Origin of the sequence: Agrobacterium vitis (genome assembly GCF_013426735.1) — a bacterium.
Taxonomy (GTDB): Bacteria; Pseudomonadota; Alphaproteobacteria; order Rhizobiales; family Rhizobiaceae; genus Allorhizobium; species Allorhizobium vitis_D.
On record NZ_AP023272.1, the window covers coordinates 415441 to 439744 of the forward strand.

At 58.4% G+C, this 24304-nt stretch carries 10 protein-coding genes; 4 read left to right on the plus strand and 6 right to left on the minus strand.

Features of this window, described 5'->3' with window-relative positions; translation table 11 throughout:
* The first annotated feature begins 329 nt into the window (after positions 1-329).
* Positions 330-8831, plus strand: coding sequence for a GH36-type glycosyl hydrolase domain-containing protein (locus tag H1Y61_RS01920; RefSeq protein ID WP_180573560.1), 8502 nt, complete (start codon positions 330-332; stop codon positions 8829-8831).
* A 109-nt stretch (positions 8832-8940) separates the two neighbouring features.
* Here the strand turns inward: H1Y61_RS01920 and H1Y61_RS01925 are convergent, their stop codons facing one another.
* The 3 genes from H1Y61_RS01925 to H1Y61_RS01935 all read right to left on the minus strand — a co-directional run bounded on the left by H1Y61_RS01925 (position 8941) and on the right by H1Y61_RS01935 (position 15872).
* Entirely contained in the window at positions 8941-9567 is a 627-nt protein-coding gene (locus tag H1Y61_RS01925; RefSeq protein WP_180573561.1) for a LysE family translocator, read from the minus strand.
* Positions 9568-9587: 20 nt separating this feature from the next.
* Positions 9588-10964 carry an MFS transporter gene (locus H1Y61_RS01930; RefSeq protein ID WP_180573562.1) on the minus strand — a complete coding sequence of 459 codons (1377 nt, stop codon included), beginning with the start codon at positions 10962-10964 and terminating at the stop codon, positions 9588-9590.
* Between the two features lie 102 nt (positions 10965-11066).
* Positions 11067-15872, minus strand: coding sequence for an NAD-glutamate dehydrogenase (locus tag H1Y61_RS01935; RefSeq protein ID WP_180573563.1), 4806 nt, complete (start codon positions 15870-15872; stop codon positions 11067-11069).
* Positions 15873-16109: 237 nt separating this feature from the next.
* Here H1Y61_RS01935 and pdxY point away from each other — a divergent pair, with 237 nt between their 5' ends.
* Together pdxY and H1Y61_RS01945 are read left to right on the plus strand one after the other, a co-directional pair.
* Positions 16110-16988, plus strand: a complete 879-nt coding sequence (gene pdxY, locus H1Y61_RS01940; protein WP_180573564.1) for a pyridoxal kinase PdxY — start codon at positions 16110-16112, stop codon at positions 16986-16988.
* A gap of 71 nt (positions 16989-17059) precedes the next feature.
* Positions 17060-17701 carry a carbonic anhydrase gene (locus H1Y61_RS01945; protein ID WP_174112098.1) on the plus strand — a complete coding sequence of 214 codons (642 nt, stop codon included), beginning with the start codon at positions 17060-17062 and terminating at the stop codon, positions 17699-17701.
* 113 nt (positions 17702-17814) lie between these two features.
* Here H1Y61_RS01945 and H1Y61_RS01950 read toward each other — a convergent pair whose 3' ends face one another.
* The 3 genes from H1Y61_RS01950 to H1Y61_RS01960 form a co-directional block, all read right to left on the minus strand.
* Complete coding sequence (locus tag H1Y61_RS01950; protein WP_235680812.1) at positions 17815-19671, minus strand: di-heme-cytochrome C peroxidase; 1857 nt, start codon at positions 19669-19671, stop codon at positions 17815-17817.
* 216 nt (positions 19672-19887) lie between these two features.
* Positions 19888-20706 carry a lytic murein transglycosylase gene (locus H1Y61_RS01955; RefSeq protein WP_180573566.1) on the minus strand — a complete coding sequence of 273 codons (819 nt, stop codon included), beginning with the start codon at positions 20704-20706 and terminating at the stop codon, positions 19888-19890.
* A gap of 126 nt (positions 20707-20832) precedes the next feature.
* Positions 20833-21867 carry an aspartate-semialdehyde dehydrogenase gene (locus tag H1Y61_RS01960; protein WP_180573567.1) on the minus strand — a complete coding sequence of 345 codons (1035 nt, stop codon included), beginning with the start codon at positions 21865-21867 and terminating at the stop codon, positions 20833-20835.
* 498 nt (positions 21868-22365) lie between these two features.
* Here H1Y61_RS01960 and H1Y61_RS01965 point away from each other — a divergent pair, with 498 nt between their 5' ends.
* Positions 22366-24249, plus strand: a complete 1884-nt coding sequence (locus tag H1Y61_RS01965; protein ID WP_180573568.1) for an MFS transporter — start codon at positions 22366-22368, stop codon at positions 24247-24249.
* Positions 24250-24304 lie beyond the last annotated feature (55 nt).

The window sequence follows — 24304 nt, forward strand, 5'->3', positions numbered from 1 at the left end:
TGAAACTCTGTCTAGATCATCTCCGCCCGTCTTGCCGGATTGACGGATTAATACGTGGAGTCATTGAAGATTGCTCTTCGTATTCCTTTTGCAAATATCTCAAGCGATTGATGCATTTGAGATATTTGCAATGCCTTCAAGGCGAGGATGCGTCAGCATGTCAGAGACTTGGTATAACGCCTGACCAAGCCTTTTTTAAAGGCGCCTGTCATGGACGTATTGATTTTCCCGCAGCCGCGGGCCTTTCCCTAGGCCCCGTTGCGCATATGTAAGTGCTGCATCATCCCAATGCGGCAGATTTCACTCTTGCTGGTAACAGATTCGAAAACATGTCCCCATCTATGACGCCGTCCACAGCGCCACGCGATACAGAAACCCGCAATATCGATCATAACGATTCGATCCGGGCCACCTATCTGACAATCGATGAGTTGCAGGAGAAATCCAGGGCTCTCGCCACTTCGGTGATGAGCACACTTCCGGGTTTCTTCGATTTCGATTTCTTCGCCCGGCATAAGGAAAACGAGCGGGAAATCCTGCGCGTCTATCGCACCACCGCCGCCGATGTCGAGGCGGGGGCGACGATTACGCCTGCTGCCGAATGGCTGCTGGACAATCACTACATTATCGAAGAAGCGATCCAGGAAGTCCGCCGCGACTTTCCCAAGAAATTCTATCGGCAATTGCCGACGGTCAAGGTCGGCGACCGGATCATTCCCCGCGTCATGGCGCTGGCCTGGCTCTATGTAGCTCATACCCATTCCACAGTGACACGCGAAAGCATGACGGCGCTGGCGGAAGGCTATCAGTCCGAGCATTCGCTTGAAATCGGCGAATTGTGGGCCCTGCCCTCTATGGTGCGCTTTGTGCTGGTGGAAAATCTGCGGCGCATTTCGACCCGGGTGGAAAAATCCCGGCAGATGCGGCGCAAGGCCAATGAGGCCGCTGACGAAATCGTCCGGCTGAATGACGAGGCCGCCTGCCGCGAATATTTAAAGCAGCTGGAATCGCTCGCCGACGACAATACATTCGCCACCCAGTTTCTCTATCGTTTGCGCAACGGTTCGCAGACATCCGCCGTTGCCGTCAGCTGGCTGGAGCAGCGGTTGGAGGCCAATGGCCGCACCACCGAAGAGGCGATGGCCGCCGAGCATAACCGGCTTTCGTCCGGCAATGTCAGCATGGGCAGTATCATCAAGGGTCTGCGGACCATCGACGACACCGAATGGTCGGTCTGGGTCGAAGAAGTCAGCCATGTTGACAAGATCCTGCGCAGCCACAGCGATTATGAAGCGCTGGATTTCGGTTCACGCAACAGCTACCGCAACACGATTGAAAAGCTGGCCCGCCGTTCCGACAAGAGCGAGCTGGAAATAGCCCAGATCGCCATCGATCTGTCGAAGGCCGCTGCCTCGACCGGTGATCTCTCCGACGCGCCTTCCAATGTCGGCAGCGTTCTCGTGGGCGCGCAGAAGGAGGCATTGGAACGTGCGGTCGATTATCGCGTGCCCGCGCATATTGCGGTCACCCGTAGCTTCAAGCGGTTGCATTGGCTGGCCATCGCCCTGCCCGTCCTGGCGCTGACGGCATTGGCGCTGGCGCTTGTCGCCTGGTATCTGTCTTACGCTGGCCTTTCGGTGCCGCTGATCGCCATTCTTGTCGTGCTGTTTGCTTTGCCGGCATCCGAAGGTGCAACCGGCCTGTTCAACACGCTGTCCACCTTTGTCCTGAAGCCAGCACGACTGGTCGGTTACGAGTTCAAGGAGGGCATTCCCGACGATGCCCGCACGCTGGTTGCCGTTCCCTGTATGATTTCCAAGCGCGACCATGTCGATGAATTGGTCCGCAATCTGGAAGTCCATTACCTCACCAATCCGCGTGGCGAAGTGTATTTTTCGCTGCTCAGCGACTGGCCGGATGCCAAGGTCGAAGAGACCGAAACCGATCTCGAAGTGCTGGAATATGCCAAGCGGGAAATGGCTGTGCTGAACGCCCGCTACAACGAAGACGGCAAGACCCGTTTCTATTTCCTGCACCGCCGCCGTCTGTTCAATCCCCAGGAAGATTGCTGGATGGGGTGGGAGCGCAAGCGGGGCAAGCTGCATGAACTGAACATGCTGTTGCGCGGCGACAAGGATACGTCCTACCTGCCGGGCGCCAATACGGTGCCGGATGGCGTGCAATATGTGATGACGCTGGACGCCGATACCCGGTTGATGCGCGATGCCGTGACCAAGATGGTCGGCAAGATGTATCATCCGATCAATCGGCCCGTACATGACCCGGAAACCGGTCGTGTGGTCAGCGGGTATGGGATTCTTCAGCCGCGTGTCACCCCCTCGCTGACAACAGGCAAGGACGCCTCGGTGTTCCAGCGAGTGTTTTCGATCAATCGCGGTCTCGATCCTTACGTCTTTACCGTTTCTGACGTCTATCAGGACATTACCGGCGAAGGCAGCTTCACCGGCAAGGGCCTTTATCATGTCGATGCTTTCGAGCGCGCTATCAAGGGCCAGATCGACGAGAATACCGTTCTTAGCCACGACTTGTTGGAAGGCTCGTTTGCCCGCTGCGCGCTGGTGACGGATGTCGAACTGGTCGAGGATTTTCCGACCCGTTACGAAGTGGAAATTTCCCGCCAGCATCGCTGGGCGCGGGGCGACTGGCAGTTGCTGCCCTATATCCTCGATCCGAAGCGCGGTATTACCTCGCTTGGCCGCTGGAAAATGGTCGATAACCTGCGCCGGTCGCTGACCCCGATTGCCTGGTTCGCTGCGTCCGTGATCGGCTGGTTCGCCATGAGTCCGATCGACACGCTGATCTGGCAATTGCTGTTGATCTTCTCGCTGTTCGTTGCGCCGACAATCTCTCTGATCAACGCGCTTGTGCCACGTCAGACGGATATCGTGCCAAGCGCGCACTTCCAGTCGCTCTGGGCCGATTTGCGCGGTGCCAATGCGCAAGTGGCACTTCGTATCGTGTTCATCGCCGATATGGCCTGCATGATGGCCGATGCTATCGTGCGCTCGATGTATCGCCTGCTGGTCAGCCGCAAGCTGCTGCTGGAATGGCGCACCGCCGCCAGCATCCAGTCGGTGGCCCAGGGCAGTATTCCGACCTATTACCGCACGATGCGCTATGCACCGACGCTCGCCCTCGTCGCCTTCGGCCTTTCGGCCTATGAAGCCGGTTATGGCGCGCTGATCGGCCTGCCCTTCACGCTGATGTGGGTGTTGTCGCCGCTGGTTGCCTGGTATGTCAGCCAGTCCGCCGAAACGGAAGACCGGTTGCTGGTGCCGGAAGAAACCGTGATCGAGCTGCGCCGCATCGCGCGCCGCACCTGGCGCTACTATGAGACCTTCGCCAATGCCGGTGAACACTTCCTGCCGCCGGACAATTTCCAGGAAACGCCGGAGCCGGTTGTCGCACGGCGGACCTCGCCGACCAATATCGGCGTCTATCTTCTGTCGATTGTCTCGGCCCGTCACTTCGGCTGGCTCGGTTTCGAGCAGACCATTGAAAAACTGGAACAGACCATCGGCACCGTCGAGAAGATGGACAAGTTCCGGGGCCATCTTTACAACTGGTACCATACCGATACGCTGAAATCGCTCGGCAACCGGTATATTTCGGCGGTCGATAGCGGCAATCTTGCTGGCCATCTAATTGCGATTTCGTCTGCCTGCCGCCATTGGGCCGAAGCCCCGTCTGCCCATCTCCAGGGCAGCCTTGATGGCATCGGCGATGTCGGCGGCATCCTGATGGAAGCGCTGAAGGAACTGCCTGACGACCGCAAGACCGTGCGCCCGTTGCGCACCCGTCTCTACGAGCGGATCATCGGCTTCAACAATGCGCTGGCCTCGGTCAAGCGCGAGCATGAATTCGCCTCGATCCGGGTGATCAACCTCGCGGTTCTGGCGCGTGACATCCAGAAGCTGGCGGCCAATCTTCACCACGAGCTGCGCTCTGACAAGAGCACGGACCTGTTGCGTTGGAGTGAGGCACTGGTGGCGGTCTGCGAATCCCATATCGCCGATAGCGCCTTCGACCTGTCCAATATCGAGCCGCTGCGCCAGCGTTTGGCCAGCCTGCGTGACCGCAGCCGCGACCTCGCGTTTTCCATGGATTTCGCCTTCCTGTTCCGCAAGGAACGGCGTCTGCTTTCCATCGGGTATCGTGTCGAAACCATGGAACTGGACGAGGCCTGCTACGACCTTCTGGCCTCCGAAGCTCGTCTGACCTCGCTGTTTGCCATTGCCAAGGGCGATCTGCCCACCGAACATTGGTACAAGCTGGGACGTCAGGTCGTGCCGATTGGCTCACGTGCCGCGCTGGTCTCCTGGTCCGGTTCGATGTTCGAATATCTGATGCCACCGCTGGTCATGCAGGAACGGCAGGGCGGTATTCTGAACCAGACGAACAACCTGATCGTCAAGGAACAGATGAACCACGGCAAGCGCCTTAATATCCCCTGGGGTATTTCGGAAGCGGCCTTCAACGCCCGCGACCATGCGCTCGCCTACCAATATACCAATTTCGGCGTGCCCACTCTCGGCCTGAAACGTGGCCTTGGCCAGAACGCGGTCATCGCGCCCTATGCGTCGATTCTCGCCAGCCAGTATGATCCGAAGGCAGCGGCTGAAAACCTGAAAAAGCTGCGGGCGCTTGGCGCGCTTGGCGCCTATGGTTTCCATGACGCTGTCGATTTCACCCCGACCCGGGTGCCGAAGGGCAAGACCTGCGCGGTGGTCTACAATTACTATGCCCACCATCACGGCATGTCGATTGCAGCGATTGCCAACGTCACCTTCAACGGCTTGTTGCGTGAACTCTTCCACGCCGATCCGGTGATCGAGGCAGCCGAACTGCTGTTGCAGGAAAAGGCACCGCGCGAAATCCCTGTGATGAGCGCCAAATACGAGCCGCAGACCCCCGGCAAGGGCCAGGCCGACCTGCTGCGTCCTGAAATTCGCACAATTACCGATCCGCTCTCCAAGGACCGCGAACTGGTACTGCTGTCGAATGGCCATTATTCGGTGATGCTGACGGCCACCGGCTCCGGCTTCTCCCGCTGGAATGGCCTCTCCGTTTCCCGCTGGAAGGCCGATCCGACCGAAGACCGCAACGGCACCTTCATCTTCCTGCGCGATACGGCGTCGGGCGAATGGTGGTCAACGACCGCTGCGCCGCGCCGTGCGGCTGAAGAAAAGACCCGCGTCGTTTTCAGCGATGACAAGGCCGAATTTACCAAGTCCGTCGGTGACATCACCTCGACTGTCGAATGCGTGGTTGCCACCGAACATGACGCCGAAGGCCGTCGTGTCACCCTGCTCAACACCGGCACCGAGGACCGCTTCATCGAAGTGACCTCCTATATGGAGCCGGTTCTGTCGAGCGACGACAACGACAACGCGCATCCGGTGTTCTCGCGGATGTTCGTGAAAACCGAGCTTGGCCGCAAGGGCGACGTGATCCGCATCGAGCGCAACAAGCGTTCGCCGAGCGATCCGGATATCTGCGTGGCGCATCTGGTCTCCGACACATCGGGACCGGGCCGCAATACTGAATTCGAGACCGACCGCTACAAGTTCATCGGTCGGGGTCGCACCTTGGCCGAGGCGGCGGCCTTCGATCCGGATGCTGCTCTGTCTGGTTCGGACGGGTTTACGCTCGATCCAATCGCCAGCTTCCGCCGCGTGCTGCGCGTTCCCGCTGGTAAGAAGGTCAGCGTGGTCTATTGGACCATTGCCGCCCCGAGCCGTCAGGAAGTCGATGTCGCCATTGAGCGTTATCGTCATCCCGATGCGTTCAACCACGAAATGCTGCATGCCTGGACCCGTACCCAGGTCGAGATGCGCCATATCGGCATCACTTCGCAGCAGGCTGCCGCCTTCCAGCAGCTCGGTCGCTACCTGGTCTATCCCGACATGCATCTGCGGGCCGATCCGGAAACCGTGCGCGCTGGCCTTGCCTCGCAATCGGCGCTATGGCCAAACTCGATCTCCGGCGACTACCCGATCTTCGCGGTGCGCATCAATGACGAGATGGACACCGAAGTGGTCCGCGAAGCTTTGAGTGCCCAGGATTATCTGCAACGCCATGGCGTCGTGACCGATGTCGTGATCCTCAACGAGCGGGCAGCATCCTATGCGCAGGACATGCAGCATGCTCTGGAACAGTTGGCTGAGGGCATGCGCACTAAGCAGGCCGAAGGCGGCCAGCAACATGTGTTTGCGGTGCGCCGCGACCTGATGGACGACAGCGGCTGGAATGCCGTGCTCGCCGCCGCCCGCGTTGTGCTCCATGCCCGCAATGGCAAGATCACCGATCAGGTGACGCATGCCGCCGAGCTGTTTGCAGCACCGCGCGGTGTGGACGCCATTGATGCCGACTGGTATCCGCCGGTGCCGGTCATGGCTGGCCGTGCTGATCTTGTTGCTCCAATCATTGATGGCAGCGATCTGGAGTTCTGGAACGGCTATGGCGGCTTTGCTGCCGATGGTGCCGAATATGTGGTGCGGCTTGGCCCCGGCCAATCGACGCCGCAGCCGTGGATCAACGTGATCTCCAACGACAATTTCGGCTTCCATATTGCCGCCGAAGGCTCTGGCTTCACCTGGAGCCGCAATTCACGCGACTATCAGCTGACACCATGGTCGAACGATGCTGTCACCAACCGTACCGGCGAGGCCTTCTATGTGGCCGATCTCGACAGCGGTGAGGTGGTCAGCCCGATCTCTGCTGCCAGCAACCGGCAGGACGTCGTCTATGAGACCCGTCATGGCCTTGGCTATTCGGTGTTCTCCACTGAAGCTGCTGGACTTGCCGTCGAACTGACGGTCACAGTCGATCAGGTCGAGCCGGTCCGCTTTACCCGGCTTACGATCCGCAATACCGGCGATAGCGCTCGTCGTCTGCGCAGCTACGGTTATGTCGAATGGATTCTCGGCAATAATCCGCAGAAGACGGCGGCCTTTGTGCTGCCGTCCCATGATATGGAAACCGGGGCGCTGATGGCGACCAACCCCTATAGCATCGACTATTCGGGTCGCTTCGCCTTCCTGACCGCCGTGGAAACGGCGTCGGGCTTTGCGTCCAGCCGCCGCGAATTCATCGGTCGGCATGGTGATATCAAGATGCCGCAGGCCGTGGCCAAAGGCTCGCCTCTCTCCGGCTCCATCGATCCGGAAGGCGATCCCTGTGCGGCACTGGCCTTCGACATCACCTTGCAGCCGGGCGAAGAAGCGTCAATCACCTTCCTCTTGGGCGATTCTGAAAGCATCGAACAGGCGCGAAGCGTCATTGCGGCTGCCAAAGCCAAGGGCTTTGATGGCGCACTGGCCGAGGCCAAGTCCTTCTGGGGTGATTTCACCGGTCATATCAAGGTGAAGACCGGCGACAAGGCCTTCGACCATATGGTCAATCACTGGCTGCCCTATCAGACGCTGGCCTGCCGCATCAAGGCACGTGCCGGTTTCTATCAGGCATCGGGGGCCTATGGTTTCCGCGACCAGTTGCAGGATAGCCTGGCCTTTCTGCTCTACCGGCCAGAGTTGGCCCGCGACCAGATCCTCAACGCTGCTTCACGGCAGTTCAAAGAAGGTGACGTGCAGCATTGGTGGTTGCCGCAAAACGGTGCCGGCATTCGCAGCACGATTTCCGATGACGTGGTCTGGCTGGCCTATGCCGTCCATTCCTATGTCACGGCGACCGGCGACAAGGCGATCCTGGATACAGACGTCAGCTTCCTCGATGGTCCGACGCTGGCCCTTGGTCGCCACGACGCCTTCTTCAAGCCGGAAATTTCCGCTGAGAAGGCACCGCTCTACGAACACGCGGCCCGGGCGCTCGATCTCGCCATCACCCGTACCGGCACCAACGGCCTGCCGCTGATCCTTGGCGGCGACTGGAACGACGGCATGAACCGGGTCGGTGTTGCCGGACGCGGCGAAAGCGTCTGGCTTGGCTGGTTCCTTGCCAATGCGTTGACGGTGTTCACGCCCTTTGCCGAGGAGCGCAAGGACAGCGCCCGCGTCAAGGCCTGGGCGAAATACCTGAAGAGCCTGAAGGCTGCGCTGGAAAAAGCCGGTTGGGATGGCGATCACTACCGCCGTGGCTATTTCGATGATGGCGATCCGTTGGGTTCCGATCAGTCGGACGAATGCCGGATCGATGCCATCGCCCAGTCCTGGTCGGTTCTGTCTGGCTTTGCCGAGCCGGAGCGTCAGCAGCAGGCTATGAACTCTGTGGTCGGACGGCTGATCGATGACGAAGTGGGGATCGTTCGCCTCTTCACCCCACCGTTCGAAAAGAGCCGTCTGGACCCGGGCTATATCAAGTCCTATCCGCCGGGCGTGCGCGAAAACGGCGGTCAATATACCCATGCGGCAATCTGGACGGGTCTGGCTCTGTCCAAGCTTGGTCGCAATGACGAGGCCTGGAAAGTGTTCTCGATGCTGAACCCGGTTCATCATGCCGAGACCACGGATGAAGCCGATCGTTACCGGGTCGAGCCCTATGTCGTGGCTGCCGATGTCTATGGCGGCCCCGGCTATGAAGGACGCGGCGGCTGGACCTGGTATACCGGCTCGGCTGGTTGGCTCTACCGCTTCGCGCTGGAAGGCTTCCTCGGCATTCACCGCCAGGGTGAGGGCATCAGCCTGAAGCCTGCCCTGCCCTCCAGCCTCTCCTCCTATGAGGCAGAGGTCAGCATCGGCGGCAAGGCCGTGGCCATCACCGCTAGCCGCAAGGCTGATGGTTCTGGTTACGAGGTGACGGCCAATGGCGCAGCGGTGACTGAAAAGGACGGGGCTTTCGCCATTAGCTTGTAGTGATTAGGTAACCTGACACGAAAAAGCGGCTGGGAGTTCTCCTTCCGGCCGCTGATACAAGTATTCATGGTTCTTCTCAATGACGGCAAACGCGAGCTGCTGAGAGAAATTATGGGCGGCTTGTAAGGAGCTTTATTCCTGCCACGGTGAAGAAGACGCCCAAAGCTGTGTCAATCCAACGACGTGCTCTGTCGTATAATGCCACAACGCGCTTGGTGGAGAAGGCGACAGCATATACAGTATGCCCGACAACCGATAGAATCGTGGTTCCAATCACAATAATGAGCGCTGTGGATGTGGGTGCGGAATCCGCAAGACCAAGCGACATGATTGCAATCCACGTCAGGGCAGCTTTAGGGTTGGTCAGCTGAATAGCCAAGCCGCGCAAAAAGAATACATACAGGTTCCCTGCGGCTAGGACGGAGGCGTCTAAGTTTGGCTTTGCGGACGCCGCCGAGCGAAAAGCTTTGAAGGCAAGCCAGAGAAGATACAAACCGCCAGCGATCTTGATGACCGTTAGCACAGATGCATAAGCGCTGATCAGCGCCGTCAGCCCAATCGCTGTCATAGACGCCCACAGTAGAGATCCGGCTGAAATACCGAGGGCTAAGGCAATGCCTGCTTTACGGTTTACGGCCATTGAGGTGCCGATGACCGATAAAATATTGGGGCCGGGACTGAACATTCCGAGCGCAAAGGCCCCGAAAGCAAGTCCAATTTCAGGTAAATGCTCCATATTCTCTATCCTCCATCTCGTCAGTTCTTCCTGTCGGCAGGATAAGGTGTCGCCAGCAGCAGGACCAGTCCAACGCCGAGAAAGATGACCAAGCTCGCCATGCCAGCCCGTGATGAGCCAGTGGCGGTGGTGATCAGGGAAAATGATAGAGTTGCCATGAAGCTGGTGGCGCGGCCTGACAGCGCGTAGATGCCGAAATAGCGGCCTGCTTCCTCAGGGGCGATGCTGCGGGCGAGGTAGGAGCGGGACGAGGCCTGAACCGGCCCGAAGGCAAGGCCGATCAGGATGCCGTAGAGGATATAGACTTTTTCCGCTGCCGTGCCGAACAGGCTGCCGGTACTATCAGGCGAAAGCGGTATCAGGCCGAAGGCGGTGAAGCTGGGGCCGGTGGAAATAATGCCGAATGTGGCCGTCAAAAGCAGGATAATGCTGATGATCACCATGGTTTTCGAGCCAAGCGCCGCATCCAACCGGCTGGCAAGGGTGCAGCCGAAAATGGCAACGAAATTGAGAATAATCCCGTAAATGCCGATTTCCATCGTTGACCAGCCGAACATGCCAGCGGCAAACACCCCACCGAGGATCAGCAGGCCGTTGACACCGTCCTGGTAGATCATCCGGGCAATGAGGAACCTCAAAATGCCAGCCCGGTGCCGCACCTCGCGGAGCGTCGCCTTGAGGTCGGCAAGCCCGGCTTTCACCGCCTTGCCAAACGGATCGCCCTTCTGCTGGTCGGGTGTGAAGAAGAACATCGGCAGGATGAACAGCAGATACCAGAGCGCCGAGACCGGCCCGGTGACGCGGGCATCCTCGCCCGTTGCGGCGTCTAGACCAAACAGCGGCGTGCTGCCCAAAATGGTCTTGCCGCTTTCAGGGTTGGCGGCAACAAACAGCACGACGGCAATCAGCACGATCATGCCGCCGAGATAGCCGAGCCCCCAGGCCATATTGGAAATGCGTCCGACATCCTTGGCGCTCACCAGCCGTGGCATCATCGAATCGTTGAAGACGATGGAGAATTCGGCGGCTATCGAGGCAAGGCTGAACAGCACCAGCGGAAAGATCACCGGTGAGCCGGGAACAGCTTCCCACAGCAGCAGAAGACAGGTGATCTTGATGACAGCAAAAAAGGCGATCCAGGGCTTGCGTGAACCGCTGCGGTCGGCAATGGCTCCTAGAACCGGGGAGAGCAGGGCAATCACCACAGAGGCGACGGTGGCGGCATTGCTCCAGGCGGCTTGTGCGCTGACGGGATCGCTGGTGAAGCGAGAGACGAAATAGGGACCGAAAATAAAGGTCGTGACCACGGTGAAGAAGGGCTGGGCGGCCCAGTCGAACAGCATCCAGCCCCATATGCCGGATCTGCTGGTCTGCCTTGTCTGTGCATCTGATTGCATTGTCGTGCCTGTCGCCGCCGATGATCTCGGCGGCGACACTGGCATTATCTCATGACAGCTTCAATGGGGCTGGAAACCGGCCTCATTAAAGCAACGAGCCTTTCACGCAGCCCCTTGAGCGATGTCCGTCAGCAGGCTGGCGGCAACGGTCAAGCGCGACAAGCTCGGATCGCCTTCCGTGAGCGCGATCAACTCGCTGCCCAACCTGTTGATCCGTAGTGCATCCGCAGACCGCCAGGCGGCAACCGGATCGCGGCTGTCCCCGTGCTGGGTCAGCGCCTGGACGACAATATTGCGTCGTGCTTTCAGCACCAGATCCAGGCTGCGCAGCCGGGCCAGGCTGTCGTAATGGTCGCTGGTCGGAATTTTTTCGACCGAGGACAGCAGCCTGCCAATCCGGAAGATTTCGCTGACCTTGTAATAGCCTTCCGTTGCCTTTTGCAGGCTGGCATCGGCCCGAAGTGCGACGGAAATCACCTCCGGGGTAACCGTCAGGCTCCACAATTCGGCGAGGTCCTCGGCCAGATCCTCCGGCACGCCCGCAGCGGTCATGGCGCTGGCCTCCGCACCGATCTGCGCCGAGAAATCGGCCGGGGTGACCGAGCGGCTGAAGCCCTTGAAGGATTTGATCGCGCTTTTCAACTTGCGCACCACATCCGACAGGTCACCGGCGGCCAATCGTGTATCAATCGCCAGTTTGGTGAAGACGCGGTAGACCGTGGCGACCCGCTGGTAGAGATCGTTCTGCGCTTCGCCGGAAATTTCCCCGTCCAGCGCGTCGATCCGGTCCCAATAGGCCCGCAGATCCAGCCCATCGCGGGTCAGAAGGGCGGCTCTGGCAATATCCTCGACAGTACCGCCAGTCGCGTCGCTCATCCACGCCATGAAGCCTGGGCCGCCACGGTTGATGATGTGGTTGGCGAGCACAGTCGCAATGATTTCGCGATGCAGCCGATGCGTGGCAATGTCATCGGCGTAAGGCTTGCGCATTTTTTTCGGGAAGTAATTGCTGAGTATGCTGGCGCAATAGGGATCGTCCGGCAGGCTGGTTTCGACCAGATCGTCGAACAGCGAGATCTTGGCGTAGGACAGGAGTACGCCGATTTCCGGTCGCGTCAGGGATTGACCGCCTGCATAGCGCTCGGCCAGCGCCGCATCATCCGGCAGGGTTTCCACCTTGCGGTTCAGTCGGCCCGAGGCCTCCAAGACGGTCATCAGCCGTGACAGTTCATCGCGATTGCCGCTGCCCTGGCGTGCCACCAGCGAAATCGCCAGGGATTGGAGGTAGTTGTTGCGCAATACCAGTTCGCCAACCTCCTCGGTCATCGAGGCCAGCAGTTTGTTGCGCGCCGGGAGATCGAGGCGACCGCTTGATACAGCCGTTGACAGGGCAATCTTGATATTGACCTCGACGTCGGAGGAATTGACGCCCGCCGAATTGTCGATGGCGTCAGAATTGCAGCGTCCGCCCTTCAGCGAAAAGGCGATGCGGCCCTTCTGGGTGACGCCGAGATTGGCACCTTCGCCGATCACCTTGGCGCCGACCTCGTCCGCCGTAATGCGGATCGGGTCGTTCGCACGATCGCCGACCTCGGCATCGGTTTCCGACAGCGCCTTGATATAGGTGCCGATACCGCCGAACCACAGCAGATCGACCGGCGCCTTCAGGATTGCGGTCATGATTTCAAACGGTGTCGCCACTTTCTTGGCAAGGCCGATTGCCTCGGCGGCTTGCGGGGTCAAGGTGACGGACTTTTCCGTCCGTGAAATGATCATCCCGCCCTTGGATAGCAAGGTCTTATCGTAATCCTGCCAGCTGGAGCGGGCGAGCCCGAACATCCGCTTGCGTTGCTGGAAGGATTTTTCCATGTCCGGATCGGGGTCGATGAAAATATCCCGGTGGTCGAAGGCGCCGATCAGCCGGATCTTGCGTGACAGCAGCATGCCATTGCCGAACACATCGCCCGACATGTCACCAACGCCTGCGACCGTGAAGGGCGTCTTCTGGATATCGACGCCCATTTCGCGGAAATGCCGCTTGGCAGCTTCCCAGGCACCGCGAGCGGTGATGCCCATTTTCTTGTGGTCATAACCGGCGGAACCGCCCGACGCGAAAGCGTCGTCCAGCCAGAAGCCGGCCTCGCGGGCCAGACCGTTGGCCGTATCGGAAAAGGTTGCCGTGCCTTTATCGGCGGCGACGACGAAATAGGGATCGTCTCCATCCAGCCGCACCGTATCGGCGGGGGCGACGACTGCGCCGTCCTTGATATTGTCGGTGATCGACAGCAGCGTGCGGATATAGGTCATATAGGCTTCCCGGCCCATCCGCAGGTAGTCTTCCCGGTTGGCGGGGCTTGGCAATTGCCGGGGAAAGAAGCCGCCCTTGGCGCCAACAGGCACAATTACCGCGTTCTTGACCTGCTGCGCCTTGACGAGGCCGAGCACTTCGGTGCGATAGTCCTGGGCGCGGTCCGACCAGCGCAGGCCGCCACGGGCAACCTTGCCGAAGCGCAGATGCACGCCCTCGACCTGCACCCCATAGACAAACATTTCCCGGAACGGGCGCGGTTGCGGCAGGCCGTCCAATTGCTGTGGATCGAATTTGAAAGCCAGCATCGGCTTGACATTGCTGCTGCTGTTTTTCTGCGAAGAGAGGCTTTTCTGGAAATAATTGGTGCGCAGGGTCGAATCCACTGCGTTCTGGTAACGCCGCAGGATCCGGTCCTCATCCAGGCTCGGCACCGAGGCGAGCGCCGTCTCGATGCCGTCACGCAGTTCCGCCAGTTTGCGCGGACGCGATTTTTCAGAAAGCTTCGGATCGAAAGACTGGTGGAACAGGGTGAAGAGATCGGCGGTGATCTCAGGATATTTGTTCAGTGTTTCGGCAATATAGGTGAGGGAATAGACCAGGCCTGCCTGGCGCAGATAGGCCGCATAGGCGCGCAGCACCGCCACGTCGCCGACATGAAGGCCTGTGCTCAACACCAGCCGGTTGAAGGCGTCATTGTCAACCACGCCGTTGAAGACGGCGAGGAATGTCGCCTCCACACGGGCGCCGTGCCGGGCAATGTCGAAATCCTGGCCAGCGCGAACCGTCAATTCCATGTCATGCAGAACGACCAGCTGATCTCCGGTCTTGCCAGCGGTTTCGCCACTGCCTTTGACCGTAATGTCGAAGGTGCGCTCGCTGACGACGCTGAAGCCGAGATTTTCCAGCAGCGGCACGCGCCGCGACAGTGGCAGGTGATGACCGGCGTGGAACACCTTGAGATAAAGTGTCTGGCCTTCCGCTGTCTGGCGGTTGTGGAAGGCGATGGAGGCTTTCGCGCCGGACAGGCATGTCTGGATGTGGCTGAGATCGGCGACGGTCTCTTCCGGTGAAAACGTATCCTCGAAAGCGCGGCTGACGACCAGTTGCGGTGATTTCGGCGGAGCAAGGCTGGCGAAGCGGTCATCCCATCGGGCGGTAATGGCCTTGACTGCCTCTTCCAGTTTGTTCTGGGCGATGCGCGGTGTCTTGCCTTCCGAACGGCCGATGATGAAATGCACCCGCGCCACGCCACCTTCCGGGAAAGCCGGATAATAAGCCGAGAGACGACCATCGTAGACCTTGGTGAAATAGTCGCCGATCTTCTCGCGCACCAGCGAATTATATTCCTCACGCGGCACGAAGACCAGCAGTGAGACGAAACGGTCGAAATGGTCGATCCGTTGCAGCACACGCACCCTTGGCCGCTCGCTCAGATCCATGATCTGCTCGCAGAAGCGCGAAAGCGTTTCGGTATCGATCTGGAACAGGTCGTCGCGTGGGTAGGATTCCAGCGTGTTCTGCAATATCCGTCCGGAATGGCTCAAAGGGTCGAAATTGAACTGGTCGGTGACCTTCTCGACCTTGGCGCGCAGCAGGGGAATGTGATTGACGGAATGGGTATAGGCGGTGGCCGTGAACAGGCCGACGACCCGCAACTCCCCGACAACCTTGCCCGCAGCATCGAAGCGCTTGATGCCGATGTAATCCATATAGGCGCGGCGATGCACCACGGATTTGACATTGGCCTTGGTGACGATCAGGTCGTCCGGCCCCTGAAGAAAGGCCAGGATTTCCGGTGTTGTCGTCACTGCATTGCGGCCCTGGCGCAGCACCAGAACATCGGGATTGGAGAGAATGCCCAATCCACGGCCCTTGTCGCGCTCCAGCTTGGCGTTCGCGCCATCACCGGAATAAAGATATTCGCGCATGCCGAGGAAGGTGAAATTGTCGTCGCGCAGCCATTCCAGAAAGGCGATGGCTTCGGCTCGTTCTGTCTTGCGTTTGACATTGGACTGCTCGGTCAATTCGGCCATGACGCTGTCGAGCAGCGAGATCATCGGCTGCCAGTCACTGGCAACGGTGCCGACCTGGGCCACGACGGATTGTAGCCGTTCCGCTAGCCCCTTGGCTTGATCCTCGTTCAAGGGCGCCAGATGTAGTTGGATATAGCTAACCCGGTCGCTGGCCTCGGTCTGGGTGTCGGCGAGTGTCCAGCACCCCTCCGCCTGGACCAGAATCGGATGGATGGTGAGATGAATGTCACGGAATTGGCTTGTGACCTCGCCCATGACCGAATCGTAGAGAAACGGCTTGTTGCGATCGACGATGGACAGCACGCTGAGGCTTGCGCCATCGGCGGCAATGCCTTCGACGGGGGAAATGCGCACCTGCGCTGCCTTGCCCTGCCAGTCTTGCAGATCCTGGCTGGCGCGAAGGGCCGCAGCTCGAAGCATCGCGGCGTCGTAATGCTGGAGATCGTCATCGCTGGCGCGTCCGAACAGGGCGCCCGGATCGATGAGGCCGGGCTGGTTTTCTCCGGCTGTGGATCTGGCAAGCTCAAAGAGCTGGTCCCGTTTTACCCGTTTTGCTGCAACCACGACTTTCCTCCAAGGCATTTTGCTGCGGTATCTTCGTCACTATGCACTACCAGTGATTTCAGAATCATATCTGTGAGCGCAAATGTGGGTTCCACAAGCCGAATTTTTGTTTTTTTCATTTTTTTGGAGACAAAATCCCAAAAAGCGGTCGAATTTTCGCCGCTAGCCATCAAAATTTGACAAAACAGCCTCAAAAGCGTCGAGTAGGATCACACGTTCACGAGGTTTCATCCGTCCATGTCCGAAAGCCCAGCCGGTGCCGTCATCGCCATTTCCAGCCATGTCATTCGCGGATCGGTCGGCAATCGCGCCGCCGTCTTCGCGCTTGAAAGTCTTGGCTTCCCGGTCTGGTCGATGCCAACTGTGGTTTTGCCCTGGCATCCGGGCCACGGCCCTTCCACCCGCATGAGCTTTCCCGACGATGTTTTCGATGCGGCCATCGATGACCTGATCCGGGCTCCCTGGATTTCCGAGGTCAAGGCGGTGATGTCAGGTTATTTCGGCAGCGCGCGTCAGCCATTGGCTGTGGCCCGGCTGGTTCAGGCGTTGAAACGGCAAAATCCGGATCTCGTTTATCTCTGCGATCCTGTCATCGGCGATCTGCAAGGCCTCTATGTGCCGGAGGCCACGGCTGTCGCCATTCGCGATCATCTGATACCGCTAGCCGACATTGCGACGCCCAACCGCTATGAACTGGCCTGGATGGCCGGTGCCGGGCTGGAAACCAATGCTGCGATCATCGATGCGGCCCTGTCGCTCGGGCCGTCGCTGATGGCCGTTACCTCAGCGGTGCCGATGATGGCGGGCAGCATCGGCAATTTGCTGTTATCGAACCGCAATGCGCTTCTGGCCGAACACCGGGCGATGGACGGGGTGCCGAACGGGTTGGGCGATCTGTTTTCGGCGCTGCTTCTGGCCAGGCTTCTCCAGCAGCATAGTGAGGAAAAGGCCCTGCAACTGGCGACAGCCAGCGTATACGAGGTCCTGGCACGCTCATTGAAGCGTCAGAGTGACGAACTGACCCTGGAGCAGGATCAATCGAGCCTGATCACGCCAATGGCGCTGGTGCAGATTCGCAGGTTGTTGCATCCGGCCAGCAGGCCAGTTCGCTCATGACGTGTAAAGGTGGCGGGCACTGGTGGTTTTCCTTGCTTGTCAACCGTGCTGCATCGCGATAATCCAAAGCCATGACAGATTTTCCAGCCTCCCTCCTTGCTGGTTACAGCAACTTTATGAACGGCCGCTACAGCGACGAGCGGGACCGGTATAGGGCCTTGGCCGAGCAGGGCCAGAACCCCAAAACCATGGTTGTCGCCTGTTGCGATTCCCGATCAGCTCCGGAAACCATTTTCGACTGTGGCCCGGGTGAATTGTTCGTGGTGCGCAATGTCGCCAATATGGTGCCGCCCTATGAGCCGGATGGCCAGTATCACTCGACCTCTGCGGCGCTTGAATTTGCCGTTCAGGCATTGAAGGTCGAGAATATCATCGTCATGGGGCATGGGCGTTGCGGTGGTATCCGCGCTGCATTGGACCCGGATTCCGAGCCGCTGTCTCCCGGTGATTTCATCGGAAAATGGATGAACCTGATCAAGCCCGCTGCCGAGCAGATCCAGAATGCCTCTGTCATGACCGATGCCGAGCGCCAGACGGCCATGGAGCGGATCTCGATCCGCAACTCCATTGAAAACCTGCGCACCTTTCCCAATGTCCGGGCTTTGGAAGACGAGGGCAAACTGGCCATCCATGGTGCCTGGTTCGATATCTCCAATGGCGAATTATGGGTGATGGACCCCGACAGCCGCGATTTCCGGCGGTTGGACCCGTAATTTTGGTCCGAAGAACTTCGCCTATTGTCAAAGTATCGAAGGCTTGAGAGCCTCTTCTATGCAGCGGGACCGGATAAACCGGTCCCGCTATTTGTTTGCAGTGGCGTAATTTATTACAGTGTCTTGAGATATTCGAGCAGTGCGACCTTGTCATTGTCGGACAGATCGGTGCCGAACTCATGGCCGCAGCGGCTATTGCCGGAATTTCGCTGGCTGCAATCGGTCGTCTGCGTGATCGTATTCAACCCGGTTTGGGTAGCGGCGATGCCGACGAGCTTTGGATCGTAATCAGCGCCGACAGCGAATTTCTGCGGTCTCTGGGCGGTCGATTTCAACAGATCGGCAAGGGTTGGAACCGAACCATTGTGCAGATAGGGCGCCGTGGCCCAAATGCCGTAGAGAACCCGGGACTCGTATTTGAATTCGGTGGTCGGAGAATTCGACGAGTCCGGTGCCTGGCCAGCCGTGGTTCCGGTCGCTTTGACCGCAGCATTTTTCCTTGCGGTCGAGATTTTTGCCTGGAGCCCCGCCAATGTCTTGCCCTGCGAGCGCGGGAAGGCATTCTGCAATTCCTTGAGATCAGAGGACAGGTTGAGTTCCGGTAGTTTTGACTCGAAGGCGTCGTCGATGGCGCTCTGCAACAACGGAAATTTCAGGTCGCGCAGATCAAAAATGCTCTCGGCATAATGCTGTAGAATACTGCCTTCGACCGCAACGGTCAGAATATCGATGGACGGCGAGGTTGCGGCGAGTTTGTCGTTGGCGAAGGGAATGCGGGCGCCTGTCATCACGCCGGGTGATGCTGTCCAGTTCATGACATTATACTCGCGGCTGTCCGTTCCGACATCCACCAGAGGGGTGGCCCAAGTGGCATTGCCAAGGGAGGGGGTGCCGGGCTTCTGGCCATGGCAATCGAAACAACTGCTGCCGCTTCCATTGGTGCCGCGCCAAGTGTTGAAAAGTGTCTCGCCTTTGCTGGCAAGCGTCGTATCGACGGGAAAGGGATATTTGGGAGGCCCCATCTGCTTGATCAGATCCTCCAAGGTGCTGAGACCATCGAAGTTAAGTGAGTTTCCCTTCAAATAATCATAGCCGAGTAGTGACCACTTTTCCTTGGTGGGTTCGAAAACACCGAACACCCCATAGACTTCACCCACATTGCGCGCCAAGCCGAGAATATCGCTGCCATTGGCGGCGAAGCCTGGCCATTGGGTCCGGTCCTGGATGGCGGCATTCCACAGGAAGGGATAACGGACCGGCGCATCGGCGGGTTGGATATTGTCTTCTATCAACCGTGATGGCGGCGAACCGAGATCAAGGCCCGTGAGCCGGTTGAAGATCATCCCCACTGCGTCCAGCCGACCAACACCCCAACTGTCATGGGGAACGCCCTTGCTGACGATCGCATGGTAGCGTTGCGTCCAAAGCGTAAAGTCCACCTGCAATTGTGCACGGCTGCTGGGATCTTGATAGTCCGTTCCCAGCACCGCCTTGGCAAAACGATCAAAGGCGGCGGAATCGACGACGAGTTTCTGTGTGGCTGCATCCAGATCCAACAGGAAGCTATGGAAATCCGAGAGCGCCGGGCCGCCATCAATACGGTAGCGGATGTTGGAAACGGCAATTTCCCGCGTGTGGCACGCGGCGCAGGTCATGCCCACCTCCTTGCGTGAATCCGGCCCGGTCACGGTAAAACCGACCGGAAGTTCGTTGTTCGGGCCATCCATTTTCAGATAGCCGTATCGCGCCAGATTGTCGGTGAGAAACGGCGTGCCATCCGGCAATGTGAGCGCCTGCATCCAGGAAAGCGGCATCAGGCGCGATCCCTGGTCCTGGGTATAGTAGATTGCCCGGTCCATTGCTGACCAATTGCTGCCCTGATCTGTATAGACAAGACTATCGGCGCTGGCCGAGCCAGCGAGAAGACAGAGTGTTGCGACAAACGATGCCGCGACTTTGATATTTTTCACGAAGCCCCCCTCGATCATATCAACCTAAATTTGAAATTTAGAGGGCATTAATGCACGCAATAACTGAAATTGCAACTAATAAGATAATGTCAAATGAGTACACTTTTAAACAAAAAGGCGGCGCATTTTTCAATGCTCCGCCCTTCATTCATGGATTGTTCTAACTTATAGAAACAAAGCGAAAACCATGCCGGTTTTCCGCACGGTGCGATAGGTTCAGGGAGCGTCGATCTGCTTGCCGATATAGGCAATTGCCTGTTGGTAGACCGTTGCTGCATTCCAGCCACCGATTGCGGAGAAATTCGGCTCGCCCGGCTGATAACCCAGGCCGGGCTGCCAGCCATGACCCTTCAGGAAATTGGCCGTGGACGACAGGGCGTCGGCGCGGGAATGGATGAGGTCGATATGGCGGTCACCGTCGCCATCGACGCCGTAGAGCGTGACATTTTTCGGTAGGAACTGCGTCTGGCCGATTTCGCCGTGGGCAGCACCTCGGGAATTTACGTCCAGATCGCCATCGGCCACCAGCTTTAAGGCGGCGTAAAGCTGTTCACGGAAATAATCGCTGCGGCGACAATCATAGGTCAGGGTCGAGACAGCGGACAGCGTGTGTTCATTGCCCATGTAGCTGCCAAACCCGGTTTCCATGCCCCAGATGGCGATGATCGGGCCAGCTGGCACGCCGAAACGCCGCTCGATGCTGGCGAACAGCTGGGCATTGGCCCTTTTCATCGACTTGCCGCGGCTGATGATGGTTTGTCCGCCGCGCTTTTTCATGAATTCATCGAAGGAGAGCTTGAAGCTCTTCTGACCGCGATCGGCCCGGATGGTCGGCACATTGTAATGGACATTGGCAAAGGAGCGGTCGAGAACCGATTGGCTGACGCCACGGCCCGCCGCTTCCCGCTTGAAGCCTTCCACCCATTGCTCGAAACCGGCGGACGTATTGCCGCATTGGGCGGCATTTGCAGCCTGTGCTGTCGCCATTGTGGCGAGAGCCGTGAAAGCTATGGCAAAAAACGTCCTGGTTCGCATCGATACCTCGTCTGGAAAAGGGAAGGGGGCAGCCGCCTTTCGGCTGTATTGGCTTATCTGCATTCAAGTCGGGCAAGGCAAAACGGCTGAGCGCGATTGCGTCCAGCCGTTGCCGAAATCCTGTCTTCAGGCTGCCAGGGCCTTTGGCTTGATCAAACCGCGATTGACCAGCAACTCCGCGATCTGCACGGCATTGAGAGCCGCGCCCTTGCGCAGATTGTCGGAAACGACCCAGATATTCAGGCCGTTTTCAACCGTGGCGTCCTCGCGGATACGGGAAATATAGGTGGCATCTTCGCCAGCGCATTCGACGGGGGTGATGTAGCCGCCGTTCTCATGCTTGTCGATCACCAGGCAACCGGGTGCTTCACGCAGGATATCACGGGCCTGATCGGGGGAAATTTCCCGTTCGAACTCGATATTGACCGACTCGGAGTGACCGATGAAGACGGGAACGCGAACCGCCGTGCAGGTCACGCGGATCTTCGGGTCGAGCATCTTCTTGGTTTCGGCCAGGACCTTCCACTCTTCCTTGGTATAGCCATCTTCCATGAAGCTATCGATATGGGGGATGACGTTGAAGGCGATCCGCTTGGTGAACTTCTTGGATTCGACCGGATCGGCGACGAAAACGGCGCGGGTCTGGGTGAACAACTCGTCCATGCCTTCTTTGCCGGCACCGGATACCGACTGATAGGTGGAAATGACGACGCGCTTGATGGTGGCAAAATCATGCAGCGGCTTCAAGGCCACGACCAGCTGGGCTGTCGAGCAATTGGGATTGGCGATGATATTGCGGTTCTTGAAGGCGGTGATGGCATCCGGGTTTACTTCCGGCACGATCAGCGGAATATCCGAATCGTAGCGCCAGGCCGATGAATTGTCGATGACGACGCAGCCCTGAGCACCGATCTTTGGCGACCACTTCTGTGAAATCGTGCCACCAGCCGACATCAGGCAAAGATCGGTATCGGAAAAATTATAATTTTCGAGGTTTTGAACCTTCAGAACCTTGTCGCCATAAGACACTTCCGTGCCTTGCGAACGGGCCGAGGCCAAAGCCACGACTTCGCTGACCGGAAAACCGCGCTCGACGAGAATGTTGAGAATTTCGCGACCGACATTGCCGGTGGCGCCTACGACTGCAACTTTGAAACCCATTTTCCTGCTCTCTTTCTGTCTCTCCTCGGTTTTTAGAGGGGGAAGGCGCGTGACCGCGTCTTCCTTGTCCCCGGCCGTGCCGGGGAGAGAGCGGAGGCCAGAGACGTCAGACGGTTTTGGTCGTCGTTTTGGCCTTGGTGGTTGAGGACATGGCAAACGCCATCATCGCCCGGGCAGATCCTGCCGGTTCCAAATGATCAGCACTGTAAAAGCCGAGTGCGCGCATTCCATGATCCTTTCGCCTCTGCCTTTACCGGGTTTTGTGCCGGTGTCAAGAAATTCACGCTGCATACAGGCAGCGTGCGCGTGCAAATTCCAGAATGAATCATCCATTTGCATGCTGATGAACCGACTAAAAAATTAGACGAAAGTCATAAGCCCAAAGCATGCCTCTCGATTTTCCCTAAATTCTGTCAGGCTGTCAGTAATTCGGAGCCGTGAATTGAGCCTTGGAGGAAGGTGCGCGGCCATCGGAGAGCTCGTTTTGGAGGAACAGCAATGGCAAATGCCGCAAGCCTGCATGCCGCGCCGCGCAGCATGACCAAGGAAGAGCGAAAGGTCATCTTCGCCTCTTCGCTCGGCACGGTTTTCGAGTGGTATGATTTCTATCTCTACGGTTCGCTGGCGATTTATATCGGCGCGACCTTCTTCTCCCAATATCCTGAAACCACCCGTAATATTTTCACGCTGCTGGCTTTTGCCGCTGGCTTTCTGGTGCGACCCTTCGGCGCGCTGGTATTCGGACGGCTGGGCGATCTGGTCGGGCGAAAATATACGTTTCTGGTGACGATCCTGATCATGGGTGCCTCGACCTTCCTGGTCGGCATTCTGCCGGGATCGGCCACCATCGGCATCGCTGCCCCGATCATCCTGATCGTGCTGCGCATGTTGCAGGGCCTGGCGCTGGGCGGTGAATACGGTGGTGCTGCGACCTATGTGGCCGAACATGCGCCGCATGGCCGTCGCGGCTTCTACACGTCCTGGATACAGACCACGGCAACGCTTGGTCTGTTCCTGTCGCTGCTGATCATTCTCGGCATTCAGACGGCGATGGGCAAGGAAGCCTTTGCTGCCTGGGGCTGGCGTCTTCCTTTCCTTTTATCGGTCATTCTGCTGGGGATTTCCGTCTGGATTCGCATGCAGATGAACGAATCGCCCGCCTTCAAGAAAATGAAGGAAGAGGGTACTCAGTCGAAAGCGCCGATTTCCGAAGCATTCGGCCAGTGGAAGAATGCCAAGATCGCCATTCTCGCCCTGTTCGGCGCTGTCGCCGGTCAGGCGGTCGTCTGGTATTGCGGCCAGTTTTACGCCCTGTTCTTTCTCCAGAATGTGCTGAAGGTTGATCCTCAGGCGGCCAATATCATGGTGGCGATTGCGCTGGCGATTGGTACCCTGTTTTTCGTGGTCTTCGGCTGGCTGTCCGACAAGATCGGTCGCAAGCCGATCATCATGGCCGGTCTGCTTCTGGCCATGGTCACCTATTTTCCGCTGTTCAAGGCGATGACCTGGGCAGGCAATCCGGCTCTGGCACAGGCGCAGGATACGCTGAAGGCAACGGTGACTGCCGATCCCAAGGATTGCAATTTTCAGTTCAATCCGACCGGCACGGCAAAATTCACCACCTCTTGCGATATAGCCACGGCGCTTTTGACCAAGAACTCCGTACCGTATGAAGTGGCGCCGGGTCCGGCTGGTTCGGTTGCGACGGTAAAGCTTGGCGATAGTCAGATCGAAAGCTATGACGCCGTCAAGGCTGGCGCCAATGCCAAGGCTCTGGATGCCGCCTTGCAGAAAAAGATTAATGTCGCCCTGCAACAGAATGGCTATCCGCTGGTTCGGGCGCCGGTTCAGGTTCCCGAGAGCAAGCTTGACGGCTTTATCGCCGCCAATGCGGAACTGGGTCTGAGTGCCGACACTGTCCGCACTGGGGCCAAGACCATGGTGCCCACGGCAAAGCTCGTCACCGACAAGTTGCTGACCCCGGAAGAGGCAACAGCTGCCGCTGCCCCTGAAATGGCGGTCTATACTGTTGCCAATGGCGGTGCATTCAGGATGGTGGCGGACCCTGCCCAGGTCAAATGGGTGCCGCTGATTGCCGTGCTGACGGTGCTGGTGATCTATGTCACCATGGTCTACGGGCCGATTGCCGCGATGCTGGTGGAGATGTTCCCGACCCGCATCCGTTATACCGGCATGTCGCTTCCCTATCATATCGGCAATGGCTGGTTCGGCGGCCTGCTGCCAGCAACGGCCTTCGCGATGAGCGCAGCCAAGGGCGATATCTATTACGGCCTCTGGTATCCGATCATCATCGCCGGGATGTCCTTCATTATCGGCATGATCTTCCTGAAGGAAACCAAGAACAACGATATCGACGGTTGATCCTCTTCCCGTCACACGACAAGGCGCCCGGAAATCACTTTCCGGGCGCCTTTCT